The organism is uncultured Allobaculum sp. (genome assembly GCF_948576815.1).
In the GTDB taxonomy this organism is placed as follows: Bacteria; Bacillota_I; Bacilli_A; order Erysipelotrichales; family Erysipelotrichaceae; genus Allobaculum; species Allobaculum fili.
Genome location: NZ_CAPAEZ010000058.1, coordinates 1 through 16403, shown reverse-complemented (window position 1 = coordinate 16403; position 16403 = coordinate 1). Strand labels below are relative to the sequence as shown.

At 51.2% G+C, this 16403-nt stretch carries 11 protein-coding genes and 11 tRNA genes; 8 read left to right on the top strand and 14 right to left on the bottom strand.

Annotated elements, in window-relative coordinates; genetic code table 11:
* The first annotated feature begins 242 nt into the window (after window positions 1-242).
* Together Q2J39_RS08360 and Q2J39_RS08355 are read left to right on the top strand one after the other, a co-directional pair.
* Window positions 243-743 (top strand): dUTP pyrophosphatase, encoded by a 501-nt coding sequence (locus Q2J39_RS08360; RefSeq protein WP_288340058.1) that lies wholly within the window; start codon window positions 243-245, stop codon window positions 741-743.
* 71 nt (window positions 744-814) lie between these two features.
* A complete protein-coding gene (locus Q2J39_RS08355) occupies window positions 815-1591 on the top strand; it encodes an HAD family hydrolase (RefSeq protein ID WP_288340059.1) in 777 nt (258 codons plus the stop codon).
* Window positions 1592-1793: 202 nt separating this feature from the next.
* Here Q2J39_RS08355 and Q2J39_RS08350 read toward each other — a convergent pair whose 3' ends face one another.
* The 8 genes from Q2J39_RS08350 to Q2J39_RS08315 all read right to left on the bottom strand — a co-directional run bounded on the left by Q2J39_RS08350 (window position 1794) and on the right by Q2J39_RS08315 (window position 5224).
* Entirely contained in the window at window positions 1794-2543 is a 750-nt protein-coding gene (locus tag Q2J39_RS08350) for a carboxymuconolactone decarboxylase family protein (protein WP_230268012.1), read from the bottom strand.
* A 155-nt stretch (window positions 2544-2698) separates the two neighbouring features.
* A complete protein-coding gene (locus Q2J39_RS08345; RefSeq protein WP_230268011.1) occupies window positions 2699-3169 on the bottom strand; it encodes a flavodoxin in 471 nt (156 codons plus the stop codon).
* A gap of 284 nt (window positions 3170-3453) precedes the next feature.
* Entirely contained in the window at window positions 3454-4377 is a 924-nt protein-coding gene (locus Q2J39_RS08340) for a LysR family transcriptional regulator (RefSeq protein ID WP_230268010.1), read from the bottom strand.
* Window positions 4378-4780: 403 nt separating this feature from the next.
* Window positions 4781-4857: transfer RNA gene (locus Q2J39_RS08335), tRNA-Met, on the bottom strand.
* A gap of 7 nt (window positions 4858-4864) precedes the next feature.
* Window positions 4865-4955 (bottom strand) — tRNA-Ser (locus Q2J39_RS08330).
* Between the two features lie 13 nt (window positions 4956-4968).
* Window positions 4969-5045, bottom strand: a tRNA-Met gene (locus Q2J39_RS08325).
* Between the two features lie 18 nt (window positions 5046-5063).
* A tRNA-Pro gene (locus tag Q2J39_RS08320) sits at window positions 5064-5140 on the bottom strand.
* 7 nt (window positions 5141-5147) lie between these two features.
* Window positions 5148-5224 (bottom strand) — tRNA-Arg (locus tag Q2J39_RS08315).
* Window positions 5225-5573: 349 nt separating this feature from the next.
* Here Q2J39_RS08315 and Q2J39_RS08310 point away from each other — a divergent pair.
* Window positions 5574-10217 (top strand): sugar-binding domain-containing protein, encoded by a 4644-nt coding sequence (locus Q2J39_RS08310; RefSeq protein WP_288340063.1) that lies wholly within the window; start codon window positions 5574-5576, stop codon window positions 10215-10217.
* A gap of 202 nt (window positions 10218-10419) precedes the next feature.
* Window positions 10420-11178 (top strand): 2,3-diphosphoglycerate-dependent phosphoglycerate mutase, encoded by a 759-nt coding sequence (locus tag Q2J39_RS08305; RefSeq protein ID WP_288340065.1) that lies wholly within the window; start codon window positions 10420-10422, stop codon window positions 11176-11178.
* A 223-nt stretch (window positions 11179-11401) separates the two neighbouring features.
* Here the strand turns inward: Q2J39_RS08305 and Q2J39_RS08300 are convergent.
* The 6 genes from Q2J39_RS08300 to Q2J39_RS08275 all read right to left on the bottom strand — a co-directional run bounded on the left by Q2J39_RS08300 (window position 11402) and on the right by Q2J39_RS08275 (window position 12024).
* Window positions 11402-11477: transfer RNA gene (locus Q2J39_RS08300), tRNA-Phe, on the bottom strand.
* A 3-nt stretch (window positions 11478-11480) separates the two neighbouring features.
* Window positions 11481-11557: transfer RNA gene (locus Q2J39_RS08295), tRNA-Met, on the bottom strand.
* 112 nt (window positions 11558-11669) lie between these two features.
* Window positions 11670-11746: transfer RNA gene (locus Q2J39_RS08290), tRNA-Ile, on the bottom strand.
* 22 nt (window positions 11747-11768) lie between these two features.
* Window positions 11769-11845 (bottom strand) — tRNA-Met (locus Q2J39_RS08285).
* An 18-nt stretch (window positions 11846-11863) separates the two neighbouring features.
* A tRNA-Pro gene (locus Q2J39_RS08280) sits at window positions 11864-11940 on the bottom strand.
* Window positions 11941-11947: 7 nt separating this feature from the next.
* A tRNA-Arg gene (locus tag Q2J39_RS08275) sits at window positions 11948-12024 on the bottom strand.
* A gap of 251 nt (window positions 12025-12275) precedes the next feature.
* On the opposite strand from Q2J39_RS08275, the gene Q2J39_RS08270 reads away from it, so the two are divergent.
* The 4 genes from Q2J39_RS08270 to Q2J39_RS08255 all read left to right on the top strand — a co-directional run bounded on the left by Q2J39_RS08270 (window position 12276) and on the right by Q2J39_RS08255 (window position 16282).
* Entirely contained in the window at window positions 12276-13670 is a 1395-nt protein-coding gene (locus Q2J39_RS08270; protein ID WP_288340067.1) for a TldD/PmbA family protein, read from the top strand.
* Complete coding sequence (locus Q2J39_RS08265) at window positions 13663-14991, top strand: TldD/PmbA family protein (protein ID WP_288340068.1); 1329 nt, start codon at window positions 13663-13665, stop codon at window positions 14989-14991. The genes Q2J39_RS08270 and Q2J39_RS08265 overlap by 8 nt, the downstream gene beginning before the upstream one ends.
* A 2-nt stretch (window positions 14992-14993) precedes the next feature.
* Window positions 14994-15767 carry an enhanced serine sensitivity protein SseB C-terminal domain-containing protein gene (locus Q2J39_RS08260; RefSeq protein ID WP_230266925.1) on the top strand — a complete coding sequence of 258 codons (774 nt, stop codon included), beginning with the start codon at window positions 14994-14996 and terminating at the stop codon, window positions 15765-15767.
* A gap of 266 nt (window positions 15768-16033) precedes the next feature.
* Complete coding sequence (locus tag Q2J39_RS08255) at window positions 16034-16282, top strand: DUF3955 domain-containing protein (RefSeq protein ID WP_230266924.1); 249 nt, start codon at window positions 16034-16036, stop codon at window positions 16280-16282.
* The last annotated feature ends 121 nt before the right edge of the window (window positions 16283-16403 follow it).

The window sequence follows — 16403 nt, the reverse complement described above, 5'->3', positions numbered from 1 at the left end:
ATTATCCCAAGGAGGCGGTCGAGAAAATACCCGTCTTTTATTTGACGCTTACAAACAAAAGTTCAGACGGGATCCGATCAAAGATCTGACGATAAAATCCGGCAAAGCGCCGGATTTTTTTATGGGGAAACAAATGGTCAGAACCGCGCAGACCAAGCGTGTCCTATACAATGAAACAGAACGGAAATCGACAGCGAAGAGTTCAGGATTTTTGATTCCAATTTACGATAAGGAGATTCACTATGGAAAAACTGTACTGGGCCAAAGTCAGAGAAGATGCCCAGATCCCGTCAAAGCGGCAGGAAGATGCCGGATACGATTTGTATCCGTGTTTTGAAGAAGACTTTATGCGCATTGATCCGCTCCACACGGTTCTGATTCCGCTTGGAGTGGCTTCGGCTTTTGATGACAATTATGTTTTATTCCTCAAGGAACGGGGAAGTACCGGAGTGAAAGGCATGTCCGTTCGCGCCGGTGTCATCGATTCCGGCTATCGCGGGGAATATATGGTACCGATCACCAATGTGAACGATCGCCCGCTGCTCATTATCAAAAAAACGGCTCTGTCGGCGATGAGCGAAGACGAAAAAGCCGGCTTTATCCTGTATCCGTACGAAAAGGCGTGCGCGCAGGGTGTCCTCCTCGTCATTCCACAGCTGGAAACGCAGGAGATTTCTCTTCAAGAACTGCAGGCCATTCCGTCTTTGCGCCAGGCTGGGCGCCTGGGAAGCAGCGGAAAGTAGACACGAAGAAACAATCAAAGACGCTAATCCAGGGAGAAAAAACTCGAATTGAGAGGAAAGAGAGAAGAGCAATGATTATTTTCGGAACTGATTTTGATGACACGCTGTATTTTCATCATCAGGGCGGCGTTCGAGAAGAAGACGCGAAAGCCATTCGCCGCTTTCAGGCAGCGGGAAACCAGTTTGGACTGGTAACCGGCCGTGCCCGGACGATGAGAGGGCTGCTCGAAGATATGAGCGAGCATAAAGTGGATTTTGATTTCTGGATTTTTTCCAATGGAGCTCAGGTGTGCGATCGCTCCAGTCGGATTTTGTACCAGCGTTTTCTGGATCCCGCTTTTGTGCGGGAAGCGGTCGAAGACATGCCGGATGTCGGCTTCATTTTCCATGGAGAAAATGAACTGATTCGTACGCCGAAGAAAAATTATCCAGATTTTCCAACGCGCATTGTCCGTTCGGCTTCCGAATTTGATCCCTCACGCATTCTGGCCATTTCTTTTTCCCATATAACTCCAGAAGGCGCTCAGCTCTTAAAAGAAACCCAGAAGCGAGACGATGTCATCGCGGTGGCGAACTCGCGATTTGCGGATTTCAATCCCGTGGGCGTAACGAAAGGAACGGCCTTAAAAGCACTCGCTGCACAGATCGGAAAACCCGGGGATTTTACAGCGGCCATCGGCGATTCCTTCAACGATCTGAGCATGCTGGAAGAAGCGGATGTATCCTTTACGTTTCCAGACAGTCCAAAGGAAGTTCAGGAAGCGGCAACGTATATCGTAAGCGGCATTGCCGAAGCAGTGGACATTCTGCTTCGTCTGCAAAACAATCCGCACGTCGAGTCCAGATAGCCAGTAACTGCCCGGCCAGCGCAGTTTGGAAGTCCAGCACGCAAGCTGGCGATATGCAAAGCAAAAACAGAAACAGGAACGAAATAAAACGCCCAGAGCGTCCGCTTCTCCTTCTGCAGAAAGGAAAGCCGGAACTCTGGGCGTTTCATTTTATATAAGGGGGATTTGTAAGACAGGAGATTCTTGATGAAGTCAGGAAATCCTAGTCGGCAACCGGCTCGAGCCATTCGGTTGAGCAGTCTGTTCCTGGAATTTCAAAGGCAAGGTGAGAGAACCAGGAATCGTTGGCAGCACCATGCCAGTGCTTAACGCTGGCGGGGATTTCGATGATGGTTCCCGGTGTCATTTCTACGGGATCTTTGCCCCATTCCTGATACCAGCCTCTTCCGCCGACGCAGATCAGAACCTGACCGCCGCCGGTTTTCGCGTGGTGAACATGCCAGTGGTTTTTGCATCCCGGTTCAAAGGTAACGTTGGAAATCGGAAGCGGTCCGCCGGAAACGGGAGCCAGCCAGCTGCGGCCGTCAAAATACTGCGCATAGGCATCGTTTGGCTTTCCAACCGGGAAGAAGATGGTCTTCGCGTAAGCCGCCAGTGCGGCATCTTTGCTGGAATCCCTGGCTTCGGGTTCGTCGTTCCAGATCGCTTTGGCGTGGTTGAATACGGCCCAGGCTACCGGCCAGCCGGCATAGAAGCCGCCCTGGGTAATCAGCGCGGAAATTTCTTCTTTTGTTACGCCGTTTTCTTTCGCGAAGCCGAGATGGTGATCCAGAGAAGCGTCGCAGAGACCGCGTCCCATGAAGATGGAGATGACGATCATGCTGCGTGTTTTGGGAGGAAGGGGCGGGTCGTTCCAGACCTCTCCAAAGAGAATGTCATCGTTATAGCGGGCAAAGTCCGGTGCAAATTCGCCAAGGGCATTGCGGCCCGCAGTCTGTACAATTTTAGCCATGATAAAGTCCTTTCCTGAACGGATTCATTAATCGCAAAAACAAGTTCACAAATACAAGTTCACAAAACAGGGTCGATCAAAATCGAGACTCAGGCATGGAATCGAAAATTGGATTTCGAATCGATGCGTTTACGCATACAGAGAGCGCCTCTTTGCTAGTTCAGGCTTTCGATCCACGCATTCAGCTGGGCGTCTGTCGTCTGCGGCGTGATGCGCAGGCCCTGTTTCCAGTCAATTTTCGGGAAGTTGCGCTCCAGCTGGCTTTCTACGCCTTCCATGCCGGATCCGCCGGATGTAATAAAGGGAGCCACTTTCATTCCCGCTGTATCCACCTTGCTCAGGAAGGTGTTGATGATGGAAGGAGCCTGATACCACCATACGGGGAATCCGATCAGCAGCGTATCGCAATCCAGATGGTCTGGAAGCGTCTTGACGTCTACGGGTGCCATCGGTTTTTTCATCTCGAGCGTGGAACGGCTCGTTTTATTCGTCCAGTCGAGATCGCTGGCGGTGTACGGAACGGCCGGTTCGATTTCAAAAACCGGCGAATTCGTCAGATCGCCTAGCCGTCTGGCCGCTTTGGCGGTAATGCCGCTGGCAGAGAAATAAACAATTTGAATGTTCATTGCATACCTCCAGAGAACAGATCGGATTGGACATTCTGTCCCATGTCCGCATTCGATGTACTTCTGTTCTTTCTGACTTCAGTATTATCCTGCCCTCACCTTATGTCAATATAGATGAATACCTATCTTTATATTCGGATATTGCATTAGCATTATAGATAATCTGCAGTTTAAAAGGCCAATAGAAAAGCCGCCATTTGGATCGATGGCGGCTTTTATGAACGATGCAGAAAAAGAACAGAAACAGATCCATTTGACAGAGTAAAGGAAGACGAAGTCTTCACTCAGCGGGACGAATCTTCGCTGCATTCGGTCTGTGAAGGACACGAACACGTTACGCCTTCGCTGGTAAGATATGTCAGAAACTTATCCATTAAAGGCGGCTGCGGAAAGCGTTCCTTCCAGGCAATGGTCAGACAGGAAGACATCGCCGGCGAAAGCGGAAGAACTTTCAGGTCCGGATGATCGTAGGCGGGCACATTGGCAATGCTTAAACCAATGCCAATGCCGTTGCGGACCATGAGAGCGCATGTGGAAGACAGCGAGGAACTGCCCGCATAGCGGATGCAGCGTTCGGTTTTGTGAAGCCAGGAAAGAATCTGGGTTCGGATTTCCTGGCGATACGGCAGAATCAGGGGCTGGCCGGCAAGATCTTCCGGCGTGATGACTTCCTTTTCGCAGAGCGGATCATCGCTTTTCAGAATTGCACCCCAGCTTTCCCGCTGTTTCCAGCAGAGCGTTTTGTACCCGTCCAGACATGTAGGAAGCATGAAGAGTCCAAGATCGGCCAGACCGTGGTCGATCATTTCGCGGATCGTCGTTCCGTTGCCGGTCACAAACTGAAGACGTACGCCGGGATACAGTTTCTGGAAGCGCGCGGCGATCTGAATGAGTTCATCGGTTGCCGCAAATTCGCCGCAGCCGATGATCAGTTCGCCCGCGATCGGGTCATCAAAAGACTGAAGTTCTTTCATCGTCCGTTTTTCCAGATCCAGCATTTCCTGAGCGCGGCGCGCGAACATCAGACCTTCCCGGGTCAGATGCAGAGACTTCGCCTGCCGCTCAAAAAGCGGGGCGCCAAGATCTTCTTCCAGCTTCTGGATCTGGCGGCTTAATGTCGGCTGGGTCAGATTCAGGACTTTGGCCGCTTTGTTCATGCTGCCGGCTTCAATAATGGATAAAAAATACTGACACGCTTTGAGATCCATACACTCACCTGAACCCTTTCTCTGTTTATGCTGCTGGCTGCGGAACCGTCAAAAAACGGTATCCGGATCAGATACATGTTAACAAAAAATGAAGGAATCACATATGAAGTGCCGAAGAACAGCGTATCCATGAGCACCCCTTTTGCCCCAAATCTGAACAGATTGATCAAAATAACCAGAAAGTCCAGAACGACTCTCGCTTTGTCCAAATTGCAATCCAGTCAGGCACCAGAAAACAGGAAAGTCGGCATGCGCACCGGAAAGGTTCGCCAGCCTGTCAAAGGAAACAGAGCGGCGCGACATTCGAAAGCGGCAAAAAAGAAGGCCAGACCGAAAGGCAGAGCAGGGATGGCAAAAGAGCATAAAAAAACTGACCTGAGTATTCTCAGGTCAGGAACTGTTCTGGTTGCGGGAGAAGGATTTGAACCAACGACCTCCGGGTTATGAGCCCGACGAGCTACCAGACTGCTCTATCCCGCGATATGTATGGCGGAGAAGCAGGGATTCGAACCCTGGCGCCGCTTGCGCGACCTACCGGTTTTCAAGACCGGACCCTTCAACCACTTGGGTACTTCTCCATAAAAATGAAAATGGTGGCTAGGGTGAGACTCGAACTCACGACCTTCCGGGTATGAACCGGATGCTCTAGCCAACTAAGCTACCTAGCCAAAATATAAAGATGAAAATGGTCGGGACGACAGGATTTGAACCTGCGACCCCTTGCACCCCATGCAAGTGCACTACCAAGCTGTGCTACGTCCCGATAAAAATGGCGCGCCATGCAGGAGTCGAACCCACAACCTTCTGATCCGTAGTCAGACGCTCTATCCAATTGAGCTAATGGCGCACTTCGTTAACGCATGGTCTATTATAGCAAACCTTCACCCGTTGACAACTCTAAAGACACAAATTCAAAAATAAAATGACGTCCGCCCTTTTTGAAAAATACAGGCTTTCCAGAGGCTTTCCCCGAGGGGAATAAAAGGAAAAAGGAAGCGCCGGCAGCGCGTTATCCGGACCAAGATCTTCTGGATCCGGCACCGATCCTGAGCACGAAACAGTCTGGCTGTCACCGTCCAAATGAACATAGGGAGCTTTAAAAGGGCTTTCATTTGCGATTAAGATTCTTTTATAATAAAAACGTTGAAGTGCCCGATCAAGATTTGTACGGATTGGGACAAAAAAGAGGAAAAAAGATGAAAAATACGAAATGGCTTCGACGCATTGGCGGAAGTCTGCTTGGCGGAATGATGGCGATGAGTTCCGTCTCGATGCAGATGGTTCTGCCTGTGTCTGCTGAAGAAGCAAACTCGGATTCCAATCAGATGGTGTCCGAACCTGAAGTTGTTCCTGTAAGCGTGATCGATTCCGATAAGCGAACCGTGAACCTGAATGCAAACTGGAAGTTCACCTTATCCGACCCGGCGAATGCCCAGAACAGCAGCTTTGACGACTCCAAATGGGACAGCGTAAACCTTCCGCATGACTATTCCATCGACCAGGACTATACTCCGGCCGGTGAAGCCGAGAGCGGCTATAAGCTCGGCGGCGTGGGCTGGTACCGCAAGGTATTCACCGTTGCCCCAGACTTTAATAAACGCATGGTTGTCGAATTCAACGGCGTTTACATGGACTGCGAAGTGTACATCAACGGACACAAACTCGGCGGCCACCCCTATGGCTACACCGGTTTTGCCTTTGATCTGACCGATTACCTCAATAAAGACGGCGAAAACGTACTGGCTGTACGTGTAAACCATCAGACTCCGTCTTCCCGCTGGTATTCCGGAAGCGGTATTTACCGTGACGTTACGCTGACGATTACGGATGACGTTCATGTCGGCTATGACGGCATTGCGGTAACGACCCCAAACCTGGAGACCGAAAAAGGCGGCAATGTAACAACGCATGCGGCTGCAGATATCGTCAACGATTCCAGCGCTTCCAAAACGATTACCGTAAAACAGACCGTACTTGACGGAAGCGGCAATGCGGTTGGTACAGCATCGAAAGATGTAACTCTGACGGCCGGCGAAAAGCAGAATGTTGCGCTGGATGTCATGGTTAACAACCCGACCCTCTGGAAAACCAATCTCGCCAAAGACGAACATGCAGCGCTCTATACGCTGAAAACCGAAGTTGTTGAAAGCGGCAAGACTGTTGATACAACCGAGACGACCTTCGGCTACCGCTACTACTCTTACGACAAAGACACTGGCTTCTCGCTGAACGGCGAAAAAATGAAGTTTAAAGGCGTCTGCATGCACCACGATCAGGGTTCTTTAGGTTCCGCCGCTGAAAAGCGCGCCATCGAGCGTCAGGTGAAGATCCTGAAGGAAATGGGAGCCAACGCCATCCGCGTGACGCATAACCCGGCTGATCCTTACCTGCTTGAAGTGTGCAGCCGCGAAGGCATCATGGTCATCAATGAACTTTTTGACGGCTGGATCGGTGCCAAGAACGGCAACTACAACGACTATGCGCGCTTCTTTGAACAGACGGTCGACGCCGACAACGAAATTCTGAATAAAGAAGAGGGTGACAAGTGGTTCGAGTTTGATACCCGGGCTGCCGTACAGGAAAGCCGCAACGAAGCGTCTGTCCTCATGTATTCGCTCGGCAATGAAATTTTTGAAGGGTCCGACGACTGGAGCGCGCAGAGTGCCCGACTGGCCAATGCGATTATGGATGTGGTCGAAGCCAACGATACCGGACAGTTCCTTACGTTTGGCGGAAACCGTCTGAAGAGGGGAACGCAGGAAGACGCGGTAGCCAACGCGATCGCAAACAGAGGCGGTCTGATCGGCTTTAACTACACCGTCACATCGCAGTACAACTCCAAACGAAGCCAGAATCCAACCTGGAAAGTGTACGGAGGCGAAACGGCGTCCCATATCAATTCCCGCGGCGTATACAACGTACTCTCTAGCGGTGCGCTCAACGCGGACAATCTTCTGACCAGCTATGATTATTCCGCGGTCGGATGGGGCCATACAGCGAGCGACTCCTGGTATACCGTTATCACCAACGACTACAACGGCGGCGAATTTGTCTGGACCGGCTTCGACTATCTCGGCGAACCGACGCCAAAAAATGGAGTAGGTACTGGATTTACCGACGGTAACCGTTCGCCGAAAAACTCCTACTTCGGCATTGTGGATACCGCGGGTCTGCCCAAAGACAACTACTACCTGTATCAGAGTCTCTGGAATGACCACGAAACAACACTTCATGTTCTCCCCGCATGGAATAAAGATGTAGTTGTCAATAACGGAAACGGAGATGTTCCGGTCGTTGTATATTCCGATGCACCGACAGTCGAACTGTTCTTTACAGCGGCTGGAAGCACGACACGTCAGTCTCTGGGCAAGAAAACCATGACGGAGCATACGACAGCCGCTGGTTACACCTACCAGATGTATGAGGGAAGCGATAAGGAGAGCACAACCCACCGCAATCTGTATCGCACCTGGAAGGTTCCGTATGCGAACGGCAAGATTGAAGCTGTTGCCTACGACAAGTCCGGAAATCCAATCACAACGGAAACGGTTGGCCGCAGTTCTGTAGAAACAACCGGCGCGGCATCGGCAATCGATATGACAGCCGATCGTCCGAATATTGCAGGCGACGGTGTCGATCTGTCCTATGTAACGATTGATATTACCGATTCTGAAGGACGGATTGTTCCTTCCGCAAAAAATAAAGTCACGGTTCGCGTAGAAGGCGCCGGTGAACTGGCTGCTCTCGATAACGGTGTTCAGCCGGATCAGCAGAGCTATCGCGACGACAACCGAAAAGCGCAGGCGGGTCAGCTTGTCGCCATCATCCGTTCCAACGGAAAAGCCGGAGACATTAAAGTGACCGCATCCGCTGACGGTCTTGAATCCAAGACGATCATGCTCAATGCGAGCGAAGTTGAAGGTGGAGGCGGCAAAGCGCTGAGCAGTTTTGAATACTCCCGCAACTACTATGTGAAGAAAGGGGAAAAACCCGTTCTTCCATCTGCCGTTAAAGCGAATTATGCAGACGGCACCTCTAAGAATGTGGCCGTGACCTGGGATACGATTACGGACGACCAGGTAGCTGAATCCGGCAACTTTACTGTAAGCGGAACGGCAGAAGGCCATACAGTTTCGGTAAGCGTCTATGTCATCGATCAGGTGGCTGCTCTTCTGAACGTATCGACAGCCGTTTCCAAAGGAACGGTTCCAGTACTTCCGGAAAGCCGCCGCGCGGTTCTGAACGATGGCGAAATTCTGGATGCAAGCTTTGCGGTAGACTGGCAGATGCCAGACGATTCCGCCTTTGCAGAAGCAGGCAATTTGGTTATTCCCGGAACGGCCAGTGTATTTGGTCAGTCTGTTCCTGTCAAAGCGTTTGTCCGTGTTGCGAATGCAACCGTGACGCTTGGCGACAGTATTTCTGGAGCAGCTCATCTGAGCCAGAACATTCCAGAGGACAAGCAGAGCGATACGCTGGAAGCCATTATTGACGGAAGCACCGTGAAGCAGGATGTGAGCGGCGGACCGAACACATCCATCTGGTCCAACTATGACTACTGCTACACCACACCGGAAAATAACACGGCCCAGATCACGTTCCGCTACGATACGCAGCAGGCGGTTGGACAGATCAAAGTTCACTTCTCTCAGGACAGCTGGTCTGCTTCCTACCCGGATGCCAATACAACAGCCTTTGAAATCAGTGAGAATGGTACCGACTGGACACCGCTGACGGTGAAAGAAACGATCGGCGATGAAGTAAATAATGTTAAGTGCTATACCTATGACTTTGCGCCGACGCGCTACACGTATCTGCGTATGACTGTAACCAACACCACAACGCAGAAGCCGAACGGAAACAACCCGTGCACGGCCATTACGGAAGTGGAACAGTTCGGCTTTACCAGCACGCTCGTTGTAAACCAGGCGGCAGAACTGGACACCCTGACGATTGACGGAACCGCGGTTTCGGCAGATCTCCTCGCTTCTAAGGAAATCCCGACGTCCAAACAGACCGCTGCCGTTGAAGCGGTGTCCAAAGGCAACGGTGCCGTTACAATGCTTCCGGCTGAAAACAAGAAACAGGTGATCCTCGTTGAAGCCGAAGACGGAAGCAAGATTTCGAAATACACCATCCTGTTTGGAGTTATGGATCCAGAAGACGATTCCAGAGATATTCCGGTTGAAAAGCTGACCGCAGCAGCCGGCTCAACCGAACCTAACCATGGACCAGAACGTCTGCTCGATAACAATACGTCCACAGACTGGCATTCCAGTTACAAGGGAACCAACCGTGACGACCTCTGGGCAGAGTTCGCGATCGACGGCGACTACATGGTCGACGGTCTGCGCTATCTGCCAAGAATGACCGGCGGCGATAATGGAAGAATTACCAAATATCGCATTGATGTTCTCGATGAAAACGGCGAATGGAAAACCGTAACTACTGGCAGCTGGGCAGCAACCGACGGCTGGAAGAACGCTTCCTTTGCACCGGTGAAAACGACGAAAGTTCGTCTGTATGCGGTAGAAAGTATGTCGGATCAGTCCTACGTATTTGCGTGCGGTCTCGAAATGCGTCTGACTGGTGAAGAAGATGTTGTGGAAACAAATCTGGATTACAGTCTCCTCCATACCGCAATCGATGAGGCGGGCAAACTGAATGCCAGCGAGTTTAAATCCGCTTCTGCATTCACATCCGCTCTGGATGCCGCAAAAGCCATCGATAACAAAGCCTCTCATCAGGCAGATATTGATCAGAAAGCCGATGCGCTCAACCAGGCGATGCTCGATCTGCGTCTTACCCCTTCTGCAGGCAAGCTTGACTCTCTGAAGTAAAGAAATGCTTTGTCCTTTCTCCGATCTTTGAGAGAAACGGAATCTAAACACGAACCGCGTCCTTTAAAGCCATGAGCTTTGCGGGACGCGGTTTTCTGTCTCAAAGCGTTCGCAAAAAAAGGGGAAGAGTCGCTATGCTGGGGAGGATATCGGACAGGCGATACGTCCGGACAGACGTATGGAATCAAAGGGGAATTGCGGTATGAAACGACTGATCCTGCTTCGTCATGGCGAAAGCGAATGGAATAAGGAAAAACGATTTACCGGCTGGTCGAATGTGAATCTGAGTCCAGAAGGACACCGAGAAGCTATAGAAGCCGGTAAAAGGATGAAAGAAGAAGGCATCCAGATCGATCGGGCCTTCACTTCGCGGCTCAAACGCGCCAATCAGACGCTCGATCATGTGCTGAATGAACTCGATCAGAAAGAAATGCCGGTAACGCGCAGCTGGCACATCAATGAGCGAAGCTATGGGGCGCTGCAGGGTCACACCCAGGCGGAAACAATTGCCAGATATGGAAAAGCCAGAGTGGATGCCTGGCGCAGCAAACTCGACGCAAAGGTACCACTGCTCGATCCAGATGATCCGCGCACCCCTGGACAGTCTTCGGAATATGCGGATGTACCGAAAGAACAGCTGCCGCTTGGCGAATCTATGCAGATGGCGATGGATCGAATCGTTCCGTTTTACAGGGAACAAGTCGTCCCCTGTCTGGAAAAGGAGCAGACCGTACTGATTGCGGCGCATGGAAACATCCTTGGCGTTTTGCTGAAATATTTGATTGAAGACGCCAATAAGGACTTGAAAGACGTCGAACGCGATCTTGGCATTTCCCTGATCTATGAACCGCCAACGGGCGTTCCGATGATCTGCACGTTTGACGAGAAGGGAAAGCTGGACAAAATTGAGTGCCTGGCGGATCCGGAAGAAGTTGCAAAGCGTGCCGGACGAATCGGATAGGCAAGCTCGATCCAGAAAAGCGAGAACAGACAGAAAACTTGAATAAAAATCGAAGAATAGCAGAAGAATAGAGGCCCCGGATCCTGTCTATGGATTCCGGGGCCTTGTCTGTATGGAAGAGAATTTAAGATTTCGGTATTCTGGGTCGAATGAAGAGGGCAAGGCTATGACCAGAACCGGGCATAAAAAAACGCACCCCGAATTGGGTGCGTGATTTACAAAGTGGTGGTCTCTGTCGGAATCGAACCAACGACACAAGGATTTTCAGTCCTTTGCTCTACCAACTGAGCTAAGAGACCACATGGTTGCGGGAGAAGGATTTGAACCAACGACCTCCGGGTTATGAGCCCGACGAGCTACCAGACTGCTCTATCCCGCGATGTACTTAGATATAATAACCGAAAGGATGACTGGATGCAAGAGATTTTATCACTTTTTTCAGAAATCAATCGGTGCTCCTGCAACAACATTCCTTAAGGACTGTAGGTAACTGGTGGACCCTGCAGGACTTGAACCCGCGACCATCCGGTTATGAGCCAGCTGCTCTTACCAACTGCGCTAAGGGTCCATGAAAAATAAAACATAAGAAATGGTGGCTAGGGTGAGACTCGAACTCACGACCTTCCGGGTATGAACCGGATGCTCTAGCCAACTAAGCTACCTAGCCAAAATATAAAGATGAAAATGGTCGGGACGACAGGATTTGAACCTGCGACCCCTTGCACCCCATGCAAGTGCACTACCAAGCTGTGCTACGTCCCGATAAAAATGGCGCGCCATGCAGGAGTCGAACCCACAACCTTCTGATCCGTAGTCAGACGCTCTATCCAATTGAGCTAATGGCGCAAAGTTTGAATATGACTTGAAAATCTTTATTGCTGTCAAACAGCTTATTCATACTATAAGAAAAACCTCTGAGATGCAAACAGGAAAAACAAAAAAAGAAAAAAATAAAATATAGAAGGCTATAAAATGAGAACGTAATACGAATTTATAGCCGAATGGACAGAAAGCACCGGCAGATCCAGGCCGCTCTGCCCCTTGTGGAAGAGGGCTTGTGTCCTGCGGTATACTGAAAAGATAGAGGAGTGATAAAAATGCTCAACAAAGAACAAGTAGAAGTACTCCTGAACCGCGCCATGAAATCGGAAGCGGATTTTGCGGAGATTTTTGAAGAAGAAACCCACACGCAGTCGATGACGCAGCTCGATGACAACGTTGAGAATATCAGCGCGAGCGTACGCGCCGGAGCGGGGATTCGTCTGTATAAAGGAACTTCATCGGTTTACGGCTACACCGATGAAATGGATATGGAAGTTCTCGAGGGCATCGTAGACGATCTGCGAAGCGCCATCGGGAAAAAAGAAGAGGGAAAAAACGTCGTTCTGAATGAACTGAGCCGGGCGGAAAACATTTCCCCAGTCGAACAGGACCCGTTCAAGACGGAAGACGAGAAAAAAATCGCTCTGCTCGATCGGGCCATCAAGACGGCCCGCGGCTATGATGAACGGATTTTTAAAGCCAGCGCTTCGCTGTCGTCCATTCATCAGGACGTGCAGATCGCCAATTCGGACGGTCTGTTCATGGCGGATACAAGACAGAGAAGCCGTATGGCCGTTCAGGCGTATGCGCGCGAAGGCGACAATGTGCAGTCCGGCTACACTGCACCGGGCGCTTCCAAAGGCCTCGAATATTTTGAAGGTGACCATTCGCCAGAAGAGATGGCGAAAGAGGCGGCTCGAATTGCCCTCGTACTGCTTCGCGCCAAACCGGCGCCCAGCGGTGTGATGCCGGTCATTATTGATAACGGCTTTGGCGGCGTCATTTTCCACGAAGCCTGCGGCCATTCCCTTGAAGCGACCAGCGTCGCCAAAAAACTTTCGGTATTTTCCAACCGGAAAGGCGAAAAAATCGCCAGCGAAAAAGTCAGCGCCTGGGACGATGGAACGATTCCGGGCGAATGGGGTTCCCAGAACATGGATGACGAAGGCAACCCGCAGCAGAAACGCCTGCTGATCGATCACGGCGTTCTGACCCAGTACATGGTTGACCGTCTTAACGGCCGCCGCATGAATACGCCGTCTTCGGGAAGCGGCCGTCGCGAATCGTACAAGTACGAACCGACAAGCCGCATGAGCAATACGTTCATCGCACCGGGAACGGATAAGAAAGAAGACATGTTCAAGGACATTTCCTTCGGTCTGTACTGCCGTTCGATGGGCGGCGGTTCGGTCAATCCGAACACCGGTGAATTCAACTTCGGCGTAAACGAAGGCTACCTGATTGAAGACGGAAAAATCACCGATCCCGTTATCGGCGCCATGCTGATCGGAAGCGGTGCAGAAATTCTTCAGAACATTGATATGGTCAGCGACAACCTGGAACTCGCGCAGGGTATGTGCGGATCGGTTTCCGGATCGATTCCGACCAATGTCGGCCAGCCGGCCATCCGGGTCAGCTCCATTACTGTAGGAGGTACCGCAAATGAATAAGCAGGCATGGATTGAACGGTCAGCCCAGCTTGGACTGGAAGGCCTCGAAATCGCGCAGACGCGGCAGACGTCCCGTTCTCTGCAGTGGTTTGACCATACGATGGATTCGTTTACGACATCCCGTATTCTTTCCACTTCGCTGCGCGCCATGGCCAATGGAAAAATCGTTTCGACATCGCTCGAAAAAATCGAAGACGAAGACATGGACGAAATTCTCGGTCAGCTTCGCGATAATGCCGACCGCATTTCGGAATCGGAAAAGGACGTTCTTGTCGGACCGATGGAATGCGAAGAGACCATTTCGAAAAAGACCTGGAAACCGGCCGATCCGGCGCGCATTAAGGAAGTGCTCGCGTCTCTGGAAGACAAGCTTCTGGCTGCCGACAGCCGCGTCAGTCTGGTCAATGAACTTTCTTTTGAAAGCGCCGAAGTGAGCAGCGAGCTGACCAACTCGCTGGGGACGGAAGTGTCCAGCGCCTACCAGTATCAGGTGATCGCCGCGCAGATTACGATGCGCGATAACGGGGAAGTATATGACGACTACCGTGTAGAAATCGTCTACGATCTCGATGATTTCGATCAGGACGCGTTCGTAAAGCGTCTGGTTACGCGCGTGCAGGACCAGATCGGCGCCAAATCGCTGAGCAGCCGCACCTGCAAAGTCATCTTCAACAACGAAGCCATGTCGACGCTCTTCTCCTGCCTGGAAGGGATGTTTTACGGTACGTCGATCGCCCGCGGCATTTCGCCGTTATGCGGCAAGGTCGGCCAGAAAATCTTCTCGGATCAGATCACGATCGTGGACGATCCGCGCAATGAAGACGCGCTCTTCTTACGGAACTATGACGACGAAGGCCGCCCGACATATACAAAAACAGTCGTTCGCGACGGCGTTTTTGAAACCGTTCTCCACAACACCAAGTCTGCGCTGAAAATGGATGCCGAATCCACCGGCAACGGATTCCGTTCCGGCGGCGGTGCAACTACCGTTTCCAGCATGAACCTTTATATTGTGTCGGGCCCGAATTCTTTTGACTCTCTTTTGAAAAAAATGGACAATGGTGTAGTGATCAGCGAACTTGCGGGAATGCATGCCGGCATTGATTTTGTCAGTACGAACTTTTCTTTACAGGCCAAGGGCTATCTGGTGGAAAACGGCCGGAAAGTTCGTCCGCTGACTCTGATTACTGTAGCCGGAAACTTTATCGATCTGATGAATCATGTAGAGGCTGTCGGCGATGACCTGAAATGGGAAATGCGCAGCACAGCCGCTCCATCCATTCTCTTCGAGGAAGCTGCTGTTGGAGGAAATGAAGAATAATTATGGAACAATATCAGAACGACATTCTGCTCGAAGCGCTTGTCCGAATGAAGGAAACCCATGCGGACGAAGACCTGCTCAAAGCAGGACAGGCGCTCATGGATACCCGTGTGTATGTCCCTGCCAAATGGGATAAGGAACCGACCAAACTGGAGAACGGAAAAATTCAGTTCCCGAAAGATGCCAAAATGGCATTTATGACGGCTGCAAGTCAGGACGGAACGAAAATGTTCCCGGTATTCACCAGTGTTGCCGAAATGAAAAACGCTTTCGGCGAACCGGGCGTAAACTGCCTGCTGCTTTCTTCGGAACAGTTCCTGCCGATGGTAAGAAGCGCGAAAGGCGATGTCGACGGCATTGTCGTTGACCCGGCTGGCGTAAACGTACGCTTCCCGTCCGATTTCCTGATCGGTTTTGCGGATGCCTACAAGACACCGCTCAAACAGGAAAACCTGGCCCAGAACAGTAACGTATACCTGCGCGACCTTACGGGCGACCAGCAGGATCTCGAAGCGGCTCTGATTTCAGCCGGCTTCCATGACAAGGCGATCAACGCCATTTACATGAAGGAGCGTCTGAAAGATCCGAACAAACCGGATACAACGCTGTTCATCCTGGTGGATGCCAACGAAAAAGACACTGGTATTTTCACACGTCTGACTGCGGCCATCCGCGGCGTCGTAAAAGATCAGGAACTCGAATTCATGTTCAGCGATTCCAAGCTCGGACAGGATATCGCCCGTACTTCCAAACCGATTTACGTGCGCGCGTTCTAGTTTAAGACCCATCGCTGCATCTAAAAAACACTCAAAAACCGAAAGCTTCTGTGCAGGCGTATGCGAATCTCTGCACAGAAGCTTTTTCGTTTGCGTCTCGAAAAATCTCAGGCAAAGCAATACCTTTTCGAACGAAGATGACTAGAGTAGAGGGTCGATATCGACAGGAGCTCTCCCATGGTGCGAAAAGATGGGAGCGTCTGTCTCGAATCTCCTGGATCGGTATCGTAGACTTAGATTTCCCAGAAAAAAAGGAGGAAATACCTATGAACGCAAACCTTGCCAGATCGGGAAAACACTCAGCTTCCAGAGTCTGGGAATGGACGGCACTGATTTCCGGAATCGCAGCCGTACTCTGCTTTGGACTCTTCGCCCTGATCGGCTCAACGCTGGATGCCCAGGGAGTTCTTCATGAACCTTTCTTCCTGGTCCCCTGCGGCTGGGCGCTTCTCTTCGTATGCCTGGCCAGCGCGGTTGCAAGCTTCGCCGCAAAATGTTCCAGAAGCCGCTCGTAAGCCGCATACCGTATTGATCCCGAATGATATGTCCCTCTTTCTGGAGGGATTTTTTTATGCCCGGGCGCCAATGCTGTTCACTTAAGCTTCACAAGTGAGCAGTGCCTTGCCTTTCTAGTTT